Annotated in this window: 10 protein-coding genes, 1 tRNA gene and 2 rRNA genes (1 of these 13 running past the window's edge); 6 read left to right on the top strand and 7 right to left on the bottom strand. The window is 62.8% G+C overall.

The genetic code is table 11. From position 1 onward, the window contains the following. The 3 genes from FJ418_RS14165 to FJ418_RS14175 form a co-directional block, all read left to right on the top strand. Window positions 1–2,071, top strand: a 23S ribosomal RNA gene (locus tag FJ418_RS14165); it begins 729 nt to the left of the window's first position. A gap of 89 nt (window positions 2,072–2,160) precedes the next feature. After that, window positions 2,161–2,275: ribosomal RNA gene (gene rrf / locus FJ418_RS14170) — 5S ribosomal RNA — on the top strand. A gap of 185 nt (window positions 2,276–2,460) precedes the next feature. After that, a tRNA-Met gene (locus tag FJ418_RS14175) sits at window positions 2,461–2,537 on the top strand. A gap of 398 nt (window positions 2,538–2,935) precedes the next feature. On the opposite strand, the gene FJ418_RS14180 is transcribed toward FJ418_RS14175, so the two are convergent. Then, window positions 2,936–3,736 (bottom strand): SapC family protein, encoded by an 801-nt coding sequence (locus FJ418_RS14180; protein WP_140866372.1) that lies wholly within the window; start codon window positions 3,734–3,736, stop codon window positions 2,936–2,938. A gap of 154 nt (window positions 3,737–3,890) precedes the next feature. Here FJ418_RS14180 and FJ418_RS14185 point away from each other — a divergent pair, with 154 nt between their 5' ends. Both FJ418_RS14185 and FJ418_RS14190 read left to right on the top strand, forming a co-directional pair. Beyond that, window positions 3,891–4,166, top strand: a complete 276-nt coding sequence (locus tag FJ418_RS14185; RefSeq protein WP_140644689.1) for a hypothetical protein — start codon at window positions 3,891–3,893, stop codon at window positions 4,164–4,166. Window positions 4,167–4,178: 12 nt separating this feature from the next. Then, window positions 4,179–4,757 (top strand): 2OG-Fe(II) oxygenase, encoded by a 579-nt coding sequence (locus FJ418_RS14190; protein WP_140866375.1) that lies wholly within the window; start codon window positions 4,179–4,181, stop codon window positions 4,755–4,757. 12 nt (window positions 4,758–4,769) lie between these two features. Here the strand turns inward: FJ418_RS14190 and FJ418_RS14195 are convergent, their stop codons facing one another. The 5 genes from FJ418_RS14195 to FJ418_RS14215 form a co-directional block, all read right to left on the bottom strand. Further along, window positions 4,770–5,282, bottom strand: coding sequence for a GNAT family N-acetyltransferase (locus tag FJ418_RS14195; RefSeq protein ID WP_140709459.1), 513 nt, complete (start codon window positions 5,280–5,282; stop codon window positions 4,770–4,772). A gap of 7 nt (window positions 5,283–5,289) precedes the next feature. After that, window positions 5,290–5,811 carry a tail fiber protein gene (locus tag FJ418_RS14200; RefSeq protein WP_140644686.1) on the bottom strand — a complete coding sequence of 174 codons (522 nt, stop codon included), beginning with the start codon at window positions 5,809–5,811 and terminating at the stop codon, window positions 5,290–5,292. 10 nt (window positions 5,812–5,821) lie between these two features. Further along, window positions 5,822–6,295 carry a tail fiber protein gene (locus FJ418_RS14205; protein ID WP_246672381.1) on the bottom strand — a complete coding sequence of 158 codons (474 nt, stop codon included), beginning with the start codon at window positions 6,293–6,295 and terminating at the stop codon, window positions 5,822–5,824. A 42-nt stretch (window positions 6,296–6,337) separates the two neighbouring features. Then, window positions 6,338–6,838, bottom strand: a complete 501-nt coding sequence (locus FJ418_RS14210; RefSeq protein ID WP_140644684.1) for a tail fiber protein — start codon at window positions 6,836–6,838, stop codon at window positions 6,338–6,340. Between the two features lie 155 nt (window positions 6,839–6,993). Further along, window positions 6,994–18,426 carry a hypothetical protein gene (locus tag FJ418_RS14215; protein ID WP_246683041.1) on the bottom strand — a complete coding sequence of 3,811 codons (11,433 nt, stop codon included), beginning with the start codon at window positions 18,424–18,426 and terminating at the stop codon, window positions 6,994–6,996. 285 nt (window positions 18,427–18,711) lie between these two features. Between FJ418_RS14215 and FJ418_RS14220 the strand changes: the two genes are divergently transcribed. Continuing rightward, window positions 18,712–19,248: an invasion associated locus B family protein gene (locus FJ418_RS14220; protein WP_246683043.1), complete on the top strand. Its 537-nt coding sequence runs from the start codon at window positions 18,712–18,714 to the stop codon at window positions 19,246–19,248. A 669-nt stretch (window positions 19,249–19,917) separates the two neighbouring features. Here FJ418_RS14220 and FJ418_RS14225 read toward each other — a convergent pair. Further along, complete coding sequence (locus FJ418_RS14225; protein ID WP_140866381.1) at window positions 19,918–20,730, bottom strand: NAD(P)-dependent oxidoreductase; 813 nt, start codon at window positions 20,728–20,730, stop codon at window positions 19,918–19,920. Between the last annotated feature and the right edge of the window lies 1 nt (window position 20,731).

Genomic DNA, 20,731 nt, shown 5'->3' on the forward strand with positions numbered 1-20,731 from the left:
GCCATGAGCAGGTTGAAGGTAAGGTAACACTTACTGGAGGACCGAACCCATAACTGTTGCAATAGTTCGGGATGACTTGTGGCTAGGGGTGAAAGGCCAATCAAACTCGGAAATAGCTGGTTCTCCGCGAAATCTATTTAGGTAGAGCGTCGACCGAATACCCCAGGGGGTAGAGCACTGGATGGGCTAGGGGTCCTCACCGGATTACCAAACCTAACCAAACTCCGAATACCTGGGAGTACTAGTCGGCAGACACACGGCGGGTGCTAACGTCCGTCGTGAAAAGGGAAACAACCCTGACCTACAGCTAAGGTCCCCAAGTTATGGCTAAGTGGGAAAGGATGTGAGGATCCCAAAACAACCAGGATGTTGGCTTAGAAGCAGCCATCATTTAAAGAAAGCGTAACAGCTCACTGGTCTAAATAAGGGTCTTTGCGCCGAAAATGTAACGGGGCTAAAGCCATACACCGAAGCTTAGGGTTCGTGAGCAATCACGAGCGGTAGCGGAGCGTTCTGTAAGCTGATGAAGCCGTACCCGTGAGGGGCGGTGGAGGTATCAGAAGTGCGAATGCTGACATGAGTAACGTAAGGGGAGTGAGAGACTCCCCCGCCGAAAGACCAAGGGTTCCTGCTTAAAGTTAATCTGAGCAGGGTTAGCCGGCCCCTAAGACGAGGCGGAAACGCGTAGTCGATGGGAACCACGTTAATATTCGTGGGCCTGGAGGTAGTGACGGATCGCACAAGTTGTCCAATCTTATCGGATTGAACGGGCAGCGGAGCGGTTCCAGGAAATAGCTCCTCCTTATAGACCGTACCCGAAACCGACACTGGTGGTCAGGTAGAGTATACCAAGGCGCTTGAGAGAACTATGCTGAAGGAACTCGGCAAATTGCACGCGTAACTTCGGAAGAAGCGTGACCCTTTTCTGCGCAAGCAGAGGAGGGTGGCACAGACCAGGGGGTAGCGACTGTTTATCAAAAACACAGGGCTCTGCGAAGCCGCAAGGCGACGTATAGGGTCTGACGCCTGCCCGGTGCTGGAAGGTTAAGAGGAGGGGTGCAAGCTCTGAATCGAAGCCCCAGTAAACGGCGGCCGTAACTATAACGGTCCTAAGGTAGCGAAATTCCTTGTCGGGTAAGTTCCGACCTGCACGAATGGCGTAACGACTTCCCCGCTGTCTCCAGCATAGACTCAGTGAAATTGAATTCCCCGTGAAGATGCGGGGTTCCTGCGGTTAGACGGAAAGACCCCGTGCACCTTTACTATAGCTTTACATTGGCATTCGTAGTGGCATGTGTAGGATAGGTGGTAGGCTTTGAAACCTGGGCGCCAGCTCAGGTGGAGCCACCCTTGAAATACCACCCTTATTACTATGGATGTCTAACCGCGGCCCGTTATCCGGGTCCGGGACAATGTATGGTGGGTAGTTTGACTGGGGCGGTCGCCTCCTAAAGAGTAACGGAGGCGCGCGATGGTGGGCTCAGAACGGTCGGAAATCGTTCGCTGAGTGCAATGGCATAAGCCTGCCTGACTGCGAGACTGACAAGTCGAGCAGAGACGAAAGTCGGTCATAGTGATCCGGTGGTCCCGCGTGGAAGGGCCATCGCTCAACGGATAAAAGGTACGCCGGGGATAACAGGCTGATGACCCCCAAGAGTCCATATCGACGGGGTTGTTTGGCACCTCGATGTCGACTCATCGCATCCTGGGGCTGGAGCAGGTCCCAAGGGTATGGCTGTTCGCCATTTAAAGCGGTACGTGAGTTGGGTTCAGAACGTCGTGAGACAGTTCGGTCCCTATCTGCCGTGGGTGTAGGAATATTGAAAGGATCTGTCCCTAGTACGAGAGGACCGGGATGGACGGATCTCTGGTGGACCTGTTGTGGCGCCAGCCGCATTGCAGGGTAGCTATATCCGGACGGGATAACCGCTGAAGGCATCTAAGCGGGAAACCCACCTTGAAACGAGTATTCCCTGAGAACCGTGGAAGACGACCACGTTGATAGGCCGGGTGTGGAAGAGCGGCAACGCTTGAAGCTTACCGGTACTAATAGTTCGATAGGCTTGATCGTTCTCATTACTTATATCCATCAAGGCGCAATCCGAAGGATTGTCGCCGGCACAGAAAACAGCTTCTCGATTTGAACGTGCGTTTTGCCGACCTGGTGGTTATGGCGGAGCGGCTGCACCCGATCCCATTCCGAACTCGGCCGTGAAACGCTCCAGCGCTGATGGTACTTCGTCTCAAGACGCGGGAGAGTAGGTCGCTGCCAGGTCTGCCAAGCGCACGTTCAGCTCACATCCGGATCGACCGGATCGAGACAAATCTTCTCCCTACGATATTTAGGCCCGCCAAACGGGATCACGGGCCGCGCAAGCGGCCCTTTCATTTGGTGGTCTCTTGATTGCGGTAAGTTAAACCTTACCTCAAGGACGCAAGCAAACGCTTGCTCGCAGGTGACGCGGGGTGGAGCAGCCCGGTAGCTCGTCAGGCTCATAACCTGAAGGTCACAGGTTCAAATCCTGTCCCCGCAACCAAACGCAAAACGGCCCGCTCAACGCGGGCCGTTTTGCGTTGGACTGGCACGTAGTCACCGATTCGGCACTCGTTGTGAGGCACATTCCTGCTTGCCGCTGACAAACGAGGTATTTGCGCGCTGTTGTCATCGAGCGCTGGATCTGTCCCGGCTGTAAGTAAGCGATAACGCCAACGTACTTTCCTGCCGGTGCCAAGACACCGAAATGCCATTTACTAGCCCTCAACCAACGACTTCGATGTCGACGGCGAATGTCTCGCCTTTGTGAGTTCTGTGGCGTCGTGATCCGTCAAGAGTTGACAAGAATCCTCGTCTGGCTGTCCCAAAGCATCGGGCAAGCGTAGCCGATCAGCCATCATCGGCGTACCGTCACACGATCAAATTGTCGCCGCTCATTTTCTAAGCCCGCTTGCGCATCGACGCCTGGTGGACCAGCGACGACCAGCTGTTGGAGGAGGCGAGGTGGCAATAGATCATCGCCAGCGCGCCGGATCTGCGGAGGTCGAGGAAAGCCTCGTCGCCAAGCTTGTTCAGCGCAACCTCGTCGATGATTTGGAAATCGGTGAGATTCAGGGTCTCGCCGCCTTCCAGCGTCACCTTGCTCTGCCGCACCGCGAACAGGCCGTGCGCGTCGATCTTCTCGACCATGGCGCGGGTGGCGTTGAAATCGTTCTGGAACTGGCTGCAAAAGGCGAGCGCCTGCTTGGTCGCTTCGGTCGGCTCGGTGCCGTTGAAGAACAAAGCGAGCTTGCCGCCATCGTCTCGGAAGGGAGCGGCGAGTTGATCGACGACGCGGTCGCTGGCTCGGTCGATGCAGAGTGTCAGCCGGCCCGTTGTCGCCGACTCATCCGCCAGGATGAAGGGATAGCGCCGCACATAGGCCGGGATGTAGTGGGGTTCGGTCCAGCGGCCGTCGTGATCGACGAACAGGTTCTCGTTCTGGCGCAGGCCAGTGATGATCACCGGCGCCTTGGCCGGGCCTATGAAGACGATCGGATAGGAGCGCATGGCGCCCGGCATTTCTGAGGCCGCCACGGGGATGGAATGCGCCGCGCGGGCAAAGCCGAAATCGGCGCGCGCGATCAGCCCGAGCGAGCCATGGCGTATCGGGTTGAGCGCTTCGGGATTGCTATAAAACAGCGGCAGCGCATTGCCGGAGCCGGCTAGCACCGGCGCCTTCTCGGTCTTCGCTTCAGCCATGTTCAGCCTCCTCCAAAAAGCCATGCAATAGCGCAGCTATAAAGGGTTTAGGCCAGCACAAGGGCTGGCGCAACGGCTTCCCGGCACGCTATGAACAGCATGGCGCGGACCGCCGGTATTGGCGGCAACCGATAGTGATTGAAGGTGGACGGGAATGGCATCGGCTACGCAATTCGAGCAGGCGGTCGGGCAGACATTCGTCGTCGAGGCAGGCGGGCAGATGGTCGCGCTGGAGCTCGCTTCAGTAAAACGCGTCGCCAACAGTCCGCGCGCCGGCGGCGGCTTCTCGGCGCTGTTCAAAGGGCCGCGCGAAATGCTTTTGCCCCAGGCGACCTATCGCTTTGTCGGCAGCGAGATCACGCATGACATCTTCATCGTGCCCATCTCCGGCGACCAGGCGGGCTATATCTACGAAGCGGTCTTCAACTGAGATCGGCCGGGCGTGGTCGACTATGTCACAATCCCCAAAGTGCTGGACAAAGCGACCTGTCGCGCGTTGTGCTCGGAAATTCGCGCAGCCACCGGCGAGGCTGCCGGCCTGCTCGGCCGTTCCGATCAGAAGCCGCAATGGTCGCAGGTGCGCCGGACCAGACGTGCCGAAGTTTCGCTTGCCGCGCAGGCGCTGATAGAGCGTCTGCTGAAGCAGCAAAAAACGGTGCTCGAACGGCATTTCGCAATCGCGCTGGGCGCGTTTGAGAAACCGCAGTTCCTCCACTACCAAGAGGGCGATTTCTTCGTGCCGCACCAGGACGGCAACACGCCGATCATTCGCGACGAGTCGCGCTTCCGGAAGATTTCGATGGTGATCTTTCTTAACGGCCAGTCCGACGAGCCTTCGCCGGAGGACTATTCCGGCGGTTCGCTGGTCCTGCACGGACCTTACAGCGGTCCGGAGCTGCGCGTCGCGATGCTGGCATTGCCGGGGTCGGTGGTCGCGTTTCGCTCGGAAACGACGCACGAAGTGACGCCGGTTACGCGCAACGAACGCTTCACCATCGTCTCCTGGTATCGCGGTGCGTGATGGTTGCGGCGCTCACGGGGCCGGACGCAGCATCAGGTCGTAAACGCCCTTGTCTTCGGCCACGGTGAAGCCCAGCCGCAGGTAAAGCCGCATGGCCGGGTTGTGCTTCTCGACATGGATCGAGACCGCTTTGCCGATGGCTGCGGCTTCGTCGATGAGATCGCTGAGCAGGGCCGAGCCGAAGCCCTTGCCGCGAAACGCCGGCAGGAAGGCGATGTCGATGATGCGGTGCTCGCCTGGCCAGCGCTCGATATAGAGCCGTCCGATATCGCTGCCGGCACGCGTGACCACCAACCAGTCGGCATCGGGGTAGTATTTGCGGTAATGCGCGTGCTGCGCCTGGAACTGCATGTCGAGGAACGCGGCCTTCTGCGCCTCGGCCCAGGATGTCACGGCCAGCTCTTCGAGGCGGGTCGAGGCATAGAGGTGCAACAGAAACGGCAGATCGGCATCCGTTGACCCGCGGAATGTGAGCCCAGCACCCGCCGCGCGCATCCAGCCGGCCGCCCCGCGAAAATGGTTCATCGGCAAATCAGGGGCGTGGTGGGAAGACGCCCTGAAGCGCGATGCAGAAATAGCAGGTGAGATAGGGTTGCATGTTGTTGTGCGGCTGGTCGCCGCCGACCGGTCGCACCGCCTGATCGTTGAGCGGCGTCAACGTGGCTGTCGCCGAGTAAGATTGCCCTGGATTCGTGCGCGCATAGGATCGTGTCGCACTTGGAGCCGCCAGATTGGCTGGATTGATATTCCCCATCAGCGTGTGCCCGTGCTGCGGCATCTCCGATATCAGCAACTGCACCGTCTCCGATCCGCCCTGCTCACCGAGATCGTGCAGCGACAGCCCCGGTCCCTGCCCCGGATGCATCGGCGCGCGGCCCTGCAAATCGGGCAAGCCAAAGTTGGACTTGCCATTGCCGCCATAGGTCGTGCCGAGCAATGAGAACAGCGCGGTGTTCTGCGATATTGGCAGCAGTTGACCGTCGCACCATGCCCAGCCCTTGGGCGCGAAGTTGAACGGAAAGATGCGGATTTCGGCGACGAACGGATCGGCCATGACGTCCTCTTCAAGTCGGCGACGGGAAGATACCGAACAGCGAGATGATGAAATTGATGCAAAGATACGGCTGGAAGTTGGTATGCGGCAGACCGCCGCCGGTCTGCCCGGCGGTCTGCGGGGACATCGGCGTCGTCGCCGGCGCTTCACGGTAGATCTGCGAGGCGCCAACCTGCCCGGTCACATTGCCGGTGGGCGTATTCGCCGCTGCGTTGTTCAACGAGGCGACAAACGGGTGCGTGTGTGAGGGGATCTGTTGGGTCGTCAGCGTGACTTCCTCCACGCCCCCGGTCTCGGCAAGGATGAAACTGTCGCCCTGATGCAGCGGCAGCCGGCCCCTCAGGTCGGGCAATGCGAAGGTGCTCTCGCCGTCGCCGCCATAAGTGGTGCCGATCAGGTTGAACAGGGTTTCATACTCCGAGATCGGCAAGAGCTGTCCTTCGCAGAACATCCAGCCGGCAGGATTGAAATTGCCGGCAAACATTCTCACTTCGCCAACATAGGGTTGTGCCATAATTGCGTTTCCTCAGGTCGGCGACGGGAAAATGCCCTGCAGGGCGATGCAGAAGCTCAGTGTCAGGAACGGCTGCATATTGATATGCGCCTGGCTGCCGCCGACCAAGGCCAGCGTACCGGGGTCCATCGTCGTAGTGGGGTTCGCTGGCGGCGTATAGACGTTGGCGACCGTTGCCAGCAGGTTGCCGGCGGGAGCCGGCACATCGGCATTGGCCGTGGTGGCCATCTCGGCATGGCTATGGACCGGCAGTTCCGAGATCGAAAGCGTGTGCGCCTGCTCGCCGCCCCGTTCGCCCAGCACATGACTGCCGCCGACATGGATGGGGACGCGCCCGCGATAGTCGGGCAGGGCGAAATTCACCCGGCCGTCGCCGCCGAAAGTGGTGCCCAGCAACGAGAACAGCGGCTGGTTCTGGTTGATCGGGAGCAATTGCCCATTGCAAAGCGCCCAGCCTTTCGGAGGGAAGGCAAAAGACATGATTCTGATTTCGGAAAGAAATGGTTCCGCCATCGCACCCCTCCTTGCTGTAAGCATACATTAGCGCAATGCGATTACATTACGCAACGGCAATAAGGCGTGTAATAAAAAAATCTTTTAACTTCACTTTTACTAAAGTTACGCCCAGCGGCGAAAATGCCACCACCAAGGCACATGCAAGGCAAGACTTAGGGCGCCACTACCGGCGGAAGCGTCGGCAAGCTGTTGACGAAGGTGATGGTCCCGCTGCCACCCGTCGTATCGACCGTTTGCACGCCGGTGTTGTCATCCTGGATGACGCCGAGCGCCGTGCTCTGGCCCGAACCATTCCGCGACAGGTTGAGGTGCGTGCTGGCGTTGAAATTGCTCAACGAAACATCGACCGCATAGTTGGGTGAGTGGGTCAGCGTGTTCTTGCTGCCCGCGCCGCCGGTGCCCGAACCGATGACGACATTGGTCGTGCTGGTGTCGGTGGCTGTGGCGCCATTGTCGACCAGCAGCGCGGCAAACGGGAATGAGCTCGTTGGCGACGTCACGCTGTTGCCGTAGATCGTGGCATTCAACGTGGCGCTGCCATCGTTGTTCTGGAGATGGATGCCGTTGTTGCCGACGCCGGTGATGGTGTTGTTTTGGATCAGGGTCGTCATCGTGCCAGCGCCGGCCACGCGCACGAAAATGCCATCCGAATTGGAGTTCACCTTGGCCGGGCCGATCTGGTTGCTGGCGATCGTGCCGGCCATGGTGCCGTTGTCCTGACCCTTGGCGACGAAGATGCCGACGGTATCGAAGGCATTGGCGCCACCGTCGGTCAGAACGTTGTGCGAGATATCGAAGGTGGTCGTCGCAGCGGAGGCAAGGCCGCCCGAGCCGCTGCGGATATCGACCGCCGTGCCGCCGCCGGGGATGATCGCCTGGCCGTTGTGGAACGTGTTGCTGCGCACCACGGCATCCATGGTGGAATTGTTGTTGGCAAGGAACGCGATGAAGTCGGCGCGCGTGCCGGCGAAGGTGCTGTTGGTCAGCGTGTAGTTGGCGGTCGCGCTGTTGTAGACCTGTCCGCGAACATTGTCGTTGCCTCCCGTCGCATCGATCAGGCCGAACTGGATGTTGTCCATGGTCAGCCGGGTCAGCGTGCCGCTGGTGTTGTAGAGGTCGACGTTCTGGTTGTAGCCGCCCGATATGCTGGAGTTGGTGATCGAAGAGGTGCCGAGCAGGTTGTCGAAGCGGATCGAGCCTTCTTCGCGGTCGCCGGCATTGTTGTTGCCGTTGACGCCGTTGATGGTCATGCCGGTCATCGTGAAGTTGGTGACGGTGTTGCCGTAGACGGCGAAGTTCGAGAAGTCGTTCAGCTGCATGTTGGCGAACGATACTCCGGAGGTATTCCTCAGGAAGATGCCGGTGCCGGCACTTCCGCTCACGGTCTGACCGCCGGCGTCTGTGCCGGTCAGGATATCGGCGCCGGTCTTGCTGGAAATCGTGCCGCCCGAGCCGGCCGAGCCGGTGCCGGTTACGGTCAGCCCGCCGCTAGAGCCGGTGCCGTCGAGCACGATGCCGGCGGCGGTGCCGCCGCTCGAGGAGATGCTCTGGAACTTCAGGCCGGAGGCGCCAATCGTCGTGCTGACGACATTGAGCGCGGTCGCCTGGCCCGAATTGATGGTGCTGCCGGAGGCGGTCGCGCTGACCGTGCCGCCGCCGGTCGCGTTGAAGCCGATCGAGTTGCTGCTCGAGGTGTCGATGGTCAGGGCGCCGGTGAAGCTGATGGTCGAGCCGGTGTTGGCGTTGAGGAAAATGCCGTCGCTCGAGCCGGTCGAGGAAACCGCGCCGCTGAGTGTCACCGTGCCGCCAGTGCGGTTCTGGATATCGATCGTGCGGCCGTCGCTGGTCTTGGTGATCGAGCCGCCATAGGTGACGGCTGCCGTGCCGCCGGAGCCCAGGAAGGCGACGCCCGACGCGCCGGTCAGCGAACCGGTGCCCAGGTTCACCGTGCCGGTGACATTGGTAAGCGCGACGTTGTTGGTGCCGCCGCCGGAGGTGGTCGAGGTGAAATTGATGCCGGCCGCGATGCCGTTGAGGTTGACCGCTTGGGCGGCAGTCGTGCTGATCGAGCCGGTGGCGACATTGACCGTGCCGCCGTTGGTCGCCGTAAAGGCCGTGTTGGCGCTGCCCGTCGTGAGGGCGAGGTTGGCGAAACTGACAGTCGAGGCCAGGCCGCCATTGTTGATCGACACACCTGTGCCCGCGGCGTTGAAATTGACCGCGCCGCTGAAGTTGACCGTGTTTGCTCCGGTCGCGCCGGAGATGACGATGCCGCTGCCGCCAATGGTGGACGTAACCGTGCCGGCAAAGCCGAAGCTGCCGCCGGTGCGGTTGGTGATGCTGACGGCTGTGCCGGCGACGTTGGCGATCGAGCTCGCGCTGTCGAAGGTGAAGGCCGCACTGCCACCGACGACGGACACGCCGCTGCCGCCTGTCGTGTCGACATTGGTGCCGGTGACCGTTCCGGAGGCTGCGCCAAACTTGATGGTAGTGCCGCCAGCCCCGGTAGACAAGAGGGAGAGATTGGTCAGCGTCGTGGTGCCGGCAGCGCCGGTGCCGAAGTCGATATCGGTGGCCGTGACGTTCCTGATCGTCATGTTGCTGATCGTGGCGTTCGCCGTGCCGGAGCCGCTGATGCCGATCGCGGCATTGGCGCCTGTGCCGTCGTTGCCATTTATCGTAAAGCCGTCGATGATGTTGCCGTTGCCGGCCAGGGTGACGATGCTGCTGCCGTCCGCGCTCGTCAGCGTCGCCGCGCCGTTTGGCGTCTGGTCTACGATCGAGATGTTGCTGCTGGCCAGCTGGATCGTCGACGGCACCGTCAGCGCCAGATCGATGTTGCCGTTGCCGAAGCCGCGCACTTGTTCGCTGGTTGCGAGCGCCAGCGTGTCGTTGCCGTTGCTGCCCGCCGCCGTTATAACGCCGCCGTCATTGACCAGCACGATGATGTCGGTTGAAACCGCCGCCGCTTCCGCCGTGGTCAGCGTCGCGAGATTGTTCTGGTCCTTGCCGCTGCCGTCGCCCGTGGCGCTGGCGCCGACGAAGTAGATCCTGCCGACGCCGAAGCCGAGGCCGGGGCTGGCCGCGAAGTTGACATCCTGGAAGTCGTAGGTGCCGGAGACCGGCGCGCTGGAGGCGTCGATGCCGACATTGGCGCTGATGGTCGAGGCTTGGTCGATCGCCTGCTCGCCGTCGCCATAGATGAAGTTGAGGTTGCTCGCCGAACTGAGGAAGACGCCAGTGTTGACACCGGCGATGCTCGAACTCGCGCCGTTCGGGTCGGTGTCGCCGAGACGCACGGTCTGGCCGCCGGTGGCGCCGCGCAGATCGACGCCGATCGAGGTCCCGGCCGCGGCCGCGTTGGTGACGTCGAAATCGTTGGCGGTCACAGCGGCATTGATCGTTGCGCCGTTGAGATCGAAGGCCACGGCGGCGCTGTTGTTCAAGCCGATATCGAGATCGTTGAAGGACAGCGCCGCGCCCAACGTGCCGGATACATCGACACCACGCGACGTGATGCCCTGCAGGTTGACCGTGCCGAGCGCGATCGTGCCGCCGCCCGACGAGGCTATGTTGGCAAGCGAAACGCCGGTCGCGGCGCCGTTGGCCGAGACGGTCGAGAAATTCAGCGACGTGGCGCCCACCGTCACGCCGCTGAGGTTCAGCGCGGTTCCCGAGGTCGTGGCGATGGTGTTGGCGCTACCGCCGGTGCCGACATTGACCGTCCCGCCGCCCGTGGCCGTGAAGCCGGCGCCGCTTGTGGCGGTGATCGCCAGCCCGCCATTGGTGAAGTTGACCGTGCCGTTGGTGTTGCCGGTCAGGCTGACCGCGTCGTTGGTGCCGGAGCTGATCTGCTTGCTGGCGCCGGAGAAGGTGATGGTGGCCGCCGTGCCGTTGTTGATGTTGGCAACGACGATGTGGCCACCATTGGTGGCGGAACCGTCCGTCAGATTGCCCGACAGCGTCACCGAACCGCCGGTCAGTTCCTGGACCGAGACCGCCGCGCCGTTGCCGTTGGAGGCGATATTGCCGGCATAAGAGATCGTCGCATTCCCGCCGCTCTGGTCGGTGGCCGAGCCGACATTGAAGGCGGCGCCCGAGCCGGTGTTGGTCAGCGTGCCGTTGCCGAGATCGAGCGAGCCCGCCACCTGCTGCAGGTTGATGCCGTTGGCCGCGCCCGAGAAACTGGCGTTGACCGAGGTGAAGCCGCCGCCGAGGGTGGCCGAAGTGATGTCGACGGCGGTTCCGTTCGAGGTACTGACGCTGCGCGTGCCGGCGCCCGTCACATTGACCGTGGTGGCGGCCGGCGGGGCGCTGCTTGCGACGCGGAAGCCGCTGCCCGTGGATGTGGTGATGCCCAGCGTGCCGTCGAAGGTGATGGTGGTGGCGCTGGCGGCGTTCTCGATGTTCACGCCACGGCCGGCCGAGGCCGAATTGTCGATCGTGGTATTGCCGAAGATGTTAGTGCCGCTCGAATTGCGAACCTCGATGCCGGCGCCGCCTGAACCGGCGACGTTGACGGCGTCGAGATCGACATTGCCGCCGCTGGCGCCGCTGATCAGCACGCCCTGGGCGGCCGCATTGGTCGAGGTGACGCTGTTGAAATGGACGCCGCCAGCGCCGATCGCGCCCTGCAGCGACAGCGCCGTCTGGCCGGTCGCGTTGATCGTCGTCGAGCCCGCATTGGCGACCGTGAGCAGGTTCAGGCCCGAGAAATCGAGGCCGGTATCGGCCGAGGTGGTGATGTCGAGGCCGCCATTGAAATTGACGGCGCCGGCGGCGGTGCCGCCCGAGATCGACACGCCGTTGCCGCCGGTGATCGTCACCTGGTCGGTGAAGGTCACCGCGCCGCCGGTGCGGTTGGCGATGTTGATGCCGCCGCCGATCAGCGTGCCGGGCGTCGCGCTGTTCGTCAGGATGCCGCGCGACACCTGGATGGTGCCGGAGCCGCCGTTCACGTCGAGCAGCGTGCCTAAAACGTCGATGTCGTTGTTGATGACCGCGAGATTGCCGGTCAATCCCGCGACCTTGATGGCCGTCTGGCCCGCCGCCACATTGCTGATGGTGACGCCTTCGATGGTGATGCCGCTGGCATTGCTGAAGCCCGGCGCGCTCTGGTCGATCAGGAAAGCGGAGCCGCTGGCACCGCTGAAATCGAAGGCGGTGTGGCGGACGGCGTTGTCGCCGAGCAGATGCATGAAGTCGCCGGTGCCGGTGACCACGGCCTCGTCGCCGGTGATGTTGCCGCCGGTGGCTCCGAGGTTGCCGTGGACGTTCACCGGCTGGATGGTGCCGATCGAGACGACGTTGCCATTGCCGAAGCCGGTGATCGTCTGGCCCGAATCGAGCGTGAAGGCGCTGGCGCCGACATCGATCGGACCGACGAAGGCGAAGTTCTGGGCGCCGGTCACCGCATCGGCGGCGGCGAGCGAAATAGTGCTGACGCCCATGCTAAGGTTGCCGGTCGTGCCGGCATTTATGAAGCCGCCCGACTGCGACACCAGCGTGACCGCGCCCGGCGCCGAGGCCAGGTTGGCGCTGCCGGTGAACGACACGTCGTCGAAATCGTAGTCGCCGAGCGTCGGATCGAGGCCGACCGTGTTGACGGTGTAGCCGTTGGTCGCCGCGGCGATCGAGGATTCCAGCCCATCGGTCGAATCGCCGTCGCCGAAGGTGAAAGTAGCGTTGGCCGAGGTGGCGGTGGTCTGACCGGACGAAAGGTCGACGCCGATGCCGACATTGGCGATCGAGGACCCTTGGGAGAAGGTGATGACCTTGTTGCCGGTCGTCGAGGACAGATCGATGCCGCGCGAGGTGAGGTCGCCGAGGCCTGTGATGGTGGCGGCGAGGCTGAAATCGGCCGCAGTGGACGAGCCGCTGAAATCGATGCCGGTCTGGTTGGCGCCGATGTTGCTGACCGTCGTGGCGCCGAAGGTGACGTTGGCATTGGTGCCGGTGAAATCGATGCCGGCCGTGTTGGCGGCCGAGCCCATCGTCACAGTGGTGCCGCCCGAGAACGTCACCAGGCCGTCATTGTTGGCGATCTCGATGCCGTTGCCGCCCGCGCCCGAGATTGTGACGCTGCCGAAGCCCAGGTTGGCGCCGCTTGCCACGTTCGAGACCGAAAGGCCGTTGCCGGTTGCATTGGTGATCGACAACAGCGCCATGTCGTTGAATGTGGCGTTGCCGGCAAGCCCGCCGATCACCGCGCCGCCGCCGCCGGTTGCCGTCAGCGTCTTGCCGAGGCCGAAGGTGATCGCCCCGCCCGTCGGCGCCGTCGTCGTGCCGATGGCGAAGATATTGCCGGTGCCGGTCGAGGTGACGTTACCCGTGAACGCGACAGAGCCGCCGGTGGTGCCGTCGACCTTGATCGCCGTGCCCGGCGCGCTTGCCGAGCTGGAAATGTTGGCCGAAACGGTGATCGCCGCGCTGCCGCCGGACACCACGACGCCGTTGCCGGTGCCGGAATTGGTGATGGTGCCGCCGATCGAGATGGTGCCGGTGTTGTTGGTCAGGTTGACGTCGTCGCCGGAAACGCCGGTGGTGAAGAGGTTGCCGACGTTGACGGTGGCAGCGCTGCCCTGAACGACGAAACCCGGGCCATTGCCGACGACGGTTGCGATCGTGGTCGTGCCGTTGAAGGTATAGGTGCCGCTGGCGACATTGGTGAGGCGGATGGCATCGCCATTGACGCGGCTGATGTCGACGCCGCCAAAGGTGACGTTGCCACCGCTGGTGTTCTCGATGACGATACCGGTCGGCACAGTACCGCCGGAGCCGTCGACGGTGACGCTGTCGAAGGTCACCCCGCCGGCGCCGATGGTGAGGCCGCTGGCGCCGCCGAGCTGGATACCCTTTTCGGTGACGCCGCCGCCCGTGGCGATGGTGTTGGTGCCGGTGACGTTGAGCGTGCCGCCATTGATGGCGCTGAAGGCGAAGCCGCCGTCGGTGGTGAGGTCGAGCCCGCCGTTGAAATTGATCGTGCCGCCGGCATTGCCGGTGAGATCGATGGCGTTGGCCGCGCCGGTGCTGGCTGTGATCTTGCCGCCGAAGGTGGCACCGCCGCCGGTCATGGCGTTGATCTTGACCGCGCTTGCCGCGCTCGTCTGGTTGATCGTGCCGTTATAGGTAACGGTGGAAGTTGCCGTGTCGATGTTGAAGGCCACACCGGACGTGCCGGCGATCGAGCTCGCATTGTCGAAGGTGAGCGCGCCGGTGGAACCGCCGGTGACGCTGACGCCGGTTCCGGCGCCGGTGATGTCAAAATTGTTGAAGGTGCCGGTGCCGCTGAAATTGCTAGCCAGGAGGCCGGTGCCGCTGACGCCGCCCATCGTGGTGTTGGTGACGTTGATAGCGCCCGATGCGCCGGTCAGATCGATGCCGGTGACGGCGCTGGTGATCGTCACGCCGGTGATGGTCGCCGCGCTGATGCCCGCGCCGTTGATCGCCGCGCCGGAGCCGGCATTGCTGACACCCAAATTCTGGACGAGGTTGCCGTTGTCGAGATCGATGGCGCTGCCGGCCGAATTGACGAGCGTCGCTGCGCCGTTGCCGAACGGATCAGCCTGCGTGGCTCCGGTGACGACATTGGTGCCGGCGACATTGGCCGGCGGCGCGCCGAGATTGACCGTCGCGCCATTGGCGAAGGAAACCAGCGACTGACCGGCGGCAAGGGTGAAGCCGTCGGCGTCGGTGTTGATGTTTCCAGCGCCGTTGTTGACGAGGACGAAAATCGTGTTTGCGTCGGTGGTCAGGTCGTCGGCGGCGGCCGCGTTGATGAGATCGCCGACGTCCGCGCCGCTGCCGGTCCCGGTGTCGGCCGCGCCGACGAAGACGATGTTGGCGCTGTCGAACAACTGCGGCCCGACGAGCGCCGTGCCGTTGAAGGCATAGGTGCCGCTGCCGGCCATCAGGCCGCGCATGTCGAGCGAGGCGACCGTGCCGGTGATCGAGGCGCCACCGGCGGCGCCGAACGAGAAGGTGGTGTTGGCGCTGGTGCCGGCAGCACCATGCGTGCCCATCTGCACGCCGGTGCCGGCGGTAATGACGCCACTGCCAATGGTGACGGAGCCGCCGGTGGTGCCAGACAGGTCGATGCCGGTCGAGGTGCCGGCGCCCGCGATGTCGAGCGTCGTGGCTGTAAAGGTCGAACTGCTGCCGGACAAATCAAGACCGGTCTTGCCGGTCGGCAGGTTGGTGATGTCGATGTTGCCGAAGGCGATCGCGCCGTTGGTGCCGAAAACATCGATCGCGTTCTGGCCTGGCTGGTCGATCGCCACGTCGCCGAAAGTGACGGCGCCGGAAGTGGTATCGAGAATGATGCCCGAGCCAGTGAGGGCGGTGACGGTGACCTTTCCGCCGAAGCCCACCGTTGCCGAACTGTTCTGAATGACAATCCCGTTCGGCACGCCAGAGATCGTCGTCGTGCCGGTGATATCGAAGCTGCCGGTAACGTTCGAGAGAGCTATCCCGGTGCCGCCGGCAGTATGGGTGAGGCTGGTCAGCGTGACGTCCAGCCCGATCTGCGAGGCACTGAACCCTTGGCCGGAATTGCCGGAAATCGTCCCGCCGGTCGTCGTCAGTTTGCCGGTGCCGGTGGAGCTTGCATCGACGCCGCTGCCGGCATTGTTCTGCGAATTGAGCGTCTGGAAATTATAGGTTCCATCGCCGGTGATCGACAAGCCATCGGCGCCGTTGCTGTTTAGCGTCGTGGTGCCGTTGAAATTGTAGGTGCCGGCCCCCTGCAGGGACAGGCCCGCACCAGTATTGCCGGTCGAGGTCAGGTCGGTGGCAGTGGCGCTACCGGTGCCGTCGAACAGCACACCGGCAAGGCCGGCGCCGCTGACCGACATGCCGGTCAGCGTAACGCCGGTGACGCCGCTGCCATGGATGCCATTGGCGCTGCCACCCGAAATATTGAAATCGAGCAGCGAGCTGTTGTTGGCCAGCGTTACAACGTCGCCGGCGCCGGTGCTGGTAAGCGTCGCGGCGCCGTTGACATCCGAGACAACCTGGTCGTGCTGGACATTGTCGCCGGTGACGTTGATCGGGACGCCGCCGAGCGAGAAGCTGCGGCCATTGCCGAAGGAAGCGAGCGTCTGGCCGGCGCTCAGCGTGAAGCCGCCGGCGGCATCGATCGGCGTGTTGCTGGCGTCGTTGACCAGCACGAAGATGGCGGTCCCATCGGTGTTGGCATCGGCGGTTGCGATCGAAGCAAGGTCGAGAAGCGAGGATCCATCGCCCGTACCCGTTGCGGCAGCGCCGACAAAGATCACATTCTGCGTGTCGAAAAGCTGCGGCCCGCTGAAGGTGGTCGAACCGAAGGCATAGGTACCGAGCGTCTGATTGAGGCCGCGCGCGTCGAGCGAGGCGGTGATGCCGGCGATCGAACCGCCGCCGAAGGTGAAATTGGCATTAGCCGAATCGGCCGGCGTACCGGCAATGCCGAGGCGAACGCCGGTGTCGACATTGGCGATGGTACCGCCATTGGTGATGGTGATGACCGCACCGCCGGCGCTGGGCGAGGTGAGGTCGATGCCGGTGGAGCCGGCCGCGCCGGTACCGGTAAGATTGAGCGACTGCGCGGTGAAATTGGTCTGGCTTCCGGAGAAGTCCAGGCCGGTGCCGGCTCCGAGCCCGGAAATGACGATGTTGCCGGCGACCACTGCGGCGTTGACGCCGCTGAACGACATGCCGTCGGCGCCGGGATTGGTGATGGCGATGTCACCGAAGCGGATCGATGCCGGCGAGTTGGTGATCGCGACGGCCGGGCCGGTGGTGTTCGAAATATTCGTCGCGCCATTGACGGCGAAGCTGCCCGACACCTGGTCGAGGATGACGCCCGACACGCCGCCGCTCTGGGTGATGGAATCAAGCACGACATGGGCGGTGATCGGATCGATGAAGACGGCGGTGCCGCCATTGCCGGAGATCGTGCCGCCGGTGGTGGTGAAGCTGCCGCCGCTCGACGTGCCCTGCACCGTTATGCCGCGGTCGGTGTTGTTCTGGGCATTGACGGTGGCGAAGGTGTAGGTGCCCTGTCCGGTTATATCGAGGCCGTCATCGGAATTGCCGTTGAGCGTCGTCGTGCCGGTGAGGCTGTAGGTGCCGTTATCCTCGATGTGCAGGCCGTCGAGGCCGTTGCCGGTCGCGGTGAAATTGGACGCGCTGACGCTGGTGGAATTACCGGTGAAGTCGGCGCCGTTGCCGCCGGCGCCGCTGACGGTGACATCGGTCAGCTTCGTGCCTGCGGCATTGTTGCCGAAGATGCCGTCGCCGCCGCCGGTGATGGTGATGTTGCTCAGCGTGTTGTTGCTGGCCAGAGTGATCACGGGGCTGGCGGCGTTGGTGCCTTGGATGGTGCCGTTGCTGCCGCCGAAATTGTATGTGCCGACGCTGCCGTCGGCGAGCTTCGCCTGGACGCTGCCGCCGCCGCCAATGACGGTCTGGCCGGCGGTGAGATTGACACCGCCGGTGGTGATGTTGCCGCTGCCGCCGAGCGCGACGATGAAGCCGTTGCCGCCGGCCTTGGTGACGGCATCATCCAGCGTGGTCGGATCGCCGATGGTGCCGAGGCCGAGCGAATTGCCGCCGTCGGCGAAGAAGAAATTGCCGAAGGCCGCATTGGTGGCAGCGTTGATGGCCACCCGCGTCGTCGTGCCGTTGACCCTGTCCTGGTTCTCCAGCCTGACGCCGATGTCGCCGCGCACGCGCTCATTGAGACGCGTGCGCAGGCCCGGGCTGACCGTGGAGACGAGATCGGGATCGTCATCGACGGAACTGCCCTTGCCCGACACGTTGAACGGCACCGTCAGCCGGACGCTGCCGGCGAACTGGGTGTCGTCGCGGTTATCGTTGCGCACCTCGCCGGTGAAGGTCAGCGACGTGCCTTTGCCGACGACGTCGCCGAAGGTGTACTCGATCCCCGCCTTGGCCCCGGTGATCGAATGGTCGTCGCCGTTGGGGTCGGCAAAATGGTAGGCGCCGACGTCGAAGCGCAGCGACTGGCTTTCCGGCAGGTCGATCGGCGCCTGGACGCCGACCTCGCCCTCGATGCCCCAGGCCGCATAGGTGCGATGGTCGATCGTCGAAATCTGTTCGAGCAGCTGGTTGCCGACGAGCGACAGCGTCGAATCGATACCGGTCGAGCCGCGGTCCTTGCTTATCGGCAGGTAGACATTGACATGCGCGTCATATTTCGAGGTGATCGCCTCGAGGCCGAGCGTGGTGGCGACGAACTGGTGGCTGTCGTCGTTCTGGATGTTGAGATAGGCGTAGCCGCCGACCATCAGATCCGGATTGACGATGCGGCGCACGCCGAGGCCGACATCCTGGCCGAAGCCGTTGTCGAAATCATATTTCGAGCGGACGTCGAGGAAGAGGACCGATTCGAGGTTCTGCTTGATCGGCAGGAAGCCTTCGAGCGCCGAATAGCCACTGTTGCTGTTGGCGCCGATGATGGCACGGACCTGCGGCTGCCATAGCCCGGCATCCTCGGCATGCGCGGCCAGGCCCGACAATGCGAGAGCGACAGTGGTCAGCGCGGAGGTGCGCAGCAAAATGCCTGAGCGGCGGGATGCAGCCAATGCTCCGCCGCGTCGCCGCATTTGGCGCTCAGCGGTCTTCCCCCGACGTTCAATCAGCCCTGTGCGCGAGCGCATCTACCCGTCCCGGCTGCCGCCATGCTCTTCCACTGGATAGCGGATAGCTAATGTATTGCATAGTATTGCACGGCAATTCACGGTTGCGATACGGTATTAACACAGAAATTAGAGTCCTGTTGCAGTAGGGCAACATTGACTTTGCGTCCAACGACTGGGACTCGATTAAGCCGGCTATAAACCGAGCGATGTGACAATTGGAGTATATTAGTGAGATTTAATGTACTTGGAAGGCAAAGATACCTGCCCGTCGGCTTCGGCGCGCTTTTGCTGGCGACCGGCCTTGCCATGGCCGAAGATACCAAGCCGGCAGAGACGAAACCCGCGGACGCCAATCCCTGGGTGGTCAATTGCTCGTCGGGATCAACGGGCACCGAACTGCAATGCCAAGTTTCGCAGAATCTCACCGAAGCCAAGACCGGCCAGCGGGTTCTGACTGTGACGGTGCGCCGCCAGCAGGGTACCCCAGGCTTTGCCATGCTTTTGGCCCTGCCGCATGGCCTGTTCCTGCCATCGGGAACTTCCTACCAGATCGACAGCGGCAAGAAGGTCACGATCGCTATCCAGACCAGTGACCAGAACGGCGCCTATGCCGCGACGCCGCTGGCGCCGGATCTGCTCAAGGCGATGCGATCCGGAGCGACGTTGAACGTCGGCATGGAATCGGTAACGCGCAAACCGGTGACCATTCCGGTTTCGCTCAAGGGGTTCGGCGCGGCGGTCGACAAGCTCGAAGCGACCAAGTAAGGCGGCGCAAAATTGCCCGGTTGCGAGCTCGAAGCCGGCCGGGGGGCGGCTGCTGGTTCGAGGCTGGCCGCGCCCGTGTGCATCTGGTGTGGAGGCCGCCTTTTGCCCTGCCAAGAAGGTGCACCCGGCGTTTGTGGTTGACGAGCTCCAAAGCTTCGCGCGCGTCTCAACACGGCGGGGTTTGCGTGCATAGACGACGAGCCGATTGATGGTTTTTACCGGACGTACGTGTCCGATCCGTTTGGCAATCGGATTGAGCTAATGGGAGTCGCGGGACGACGGTGCGGAGCCAGGCGCGGATACTTATGATAGCAGAGGACCGCTACCTCGTGAACTCACTATGGGGCGCGCGCTCTGGGCAGGTTGCCATACAGCGCTGTCACGGAATTCGTTTGTTGAAAGGATCTTCCTTAAGGATCGCCGGCGCGCTTGAATCCAGTCCCCGCAACCAAACTCAAAACGGCCCGCTCAACGCGGGCCGTTTTGTTATTCGGCTGTGAGGGCCGGTCGATTTGAACTCTCAGGGGCCTGCAATAAGGGCAAAGCCGACGCCCCGGGACAGAGAAGCCAAATCCTGGCCTCGCTACCAGCTTCGATTGAAAAACGCCAGCAACTCGACGAGTTGCCGGCGTTTTGCGTTCGTGGCGCAATTCCGCTCAGACGGAATCGTCAGGTGGGCTTGTCGTCGGGATGGCCAAGCTCGCAGAACCAGCCGCCGAGATATTTCACCGACGGCTTGTTCGGATCGGGAACAGGGGTTTTGGCCTCGACCGCGGCGCGAAATGGCTCGGCGCTGTCCTGCGGGATGAACCCAAGGTGGTCCGCGCCGCTGTTGTCGACCATCTTCAGCTTGTTGTTGGAAATGCCGAAGGAGATCGTGTGGCCGACGCGCGGCGCGGTCAGCGACGCTTCGACCAGGCGCACGCAATCGGCGAAGGAGAGATATGACCACAGCATGCGCCGGTCGGCCGGTTCGGGGAAGGACGAAAAGATGCGCAGGCATACCGTCTCGATGCCGAACTTGTCCCAGTAGAGCCGGCTGAGGCTTTCAACGAAATTCTTCGACACGCCGTAGAGGCTATCCGGGCGCACCGGCGCGTCGACGCCGATATGCGCGTCGATCTCGTGATAGCCGATGGCATGCACCGATGAGGCATAGATGATGCGCTTCACGCCGTGTTTACGGGCGCCTTCATAGATGTGGTAGGAGCCGCGGATGCTGGAATCGAGAATGGTCTGCCATTCGCATTCGAGCGGCGCGCCGCCGAAATGGACGATCGCGTCGCAATCCTTGGTCGCGGCGATCGTGGCTTCCATGTCGGCGAGGTCGAAGACAGCTTCCTCCTCGTGCGTCGCAAGGTCGCCGAAGGGTTCGCGCCCCGCCAGGCGGATCGTCTTGGCCAACGGCGCCAGCCCCTTGCGCAGCTGCGAGCCGAGCCGGCCGGCGGCGCCGGTGATCAGGATACGTTCGTAATGCGGCATC

Origin of the sequence: Mesorhizobium sp. B2-8-3, from assembly GCF_006440815.1 — a bacterium.
Lineage (GTDB): Bacteria > Pseudomonadota > Alphaproteobacteria > Rhizobiales > Rhizobiaceae > Mesorhizobium.

Coding starts and splice junctions, on each gene's coding strand:
- FJ418_RS14185 (WP_140644689.1), top strand. CDS start 3,891: ATGGCATCGGCTACGCAATTCGAGCAGGCGGTCGGGCAGACATTCGTC.
- FJ418_RS14180 (WP_140866372.1), bottom strand. CDS start 3,736: ATGGCTGAAGCGAAGACCGAGAAGGCGCCGGTGCTAGCCGGCTCCGGC.
- FJ418_RS14195 (WP_140709459.1), bottom strand. CDS start 5,282: ATGAACCATTTTCGCGGGGCGGCCGGCTGGATGCGCGCGGCGGGTGCT.
- FJ418_RS14205 (WP_246672381.1), bottom strand. CDS start 6,295: ATGTTTGCCGGCAATTTCAATCCTGCCGGCTGGATGTTCTGCGAAGGA.
- FJ418_RS14210 (WP_140644684.1), bottom strand. CDS start 6,838: ATGGCGGAACCATTTCTTTCCGAAATCAGAATCATGTCTTTTGCCTTC.
- FJ418_RS14225 (WP_140866381.1), bottom strand. CDS start 20,730: ATGCCGCATTACGAACGTATCCTGATCACCGGCGCCGCCGGCCGGCTC.
- FJ418_RS14200 (WP_140644686.1), bottom strand. CDS start 5,811: ATGGCCGATCCGTTCGTCGCCGAAATCCGCATCTTTCCGTTCAACTTC.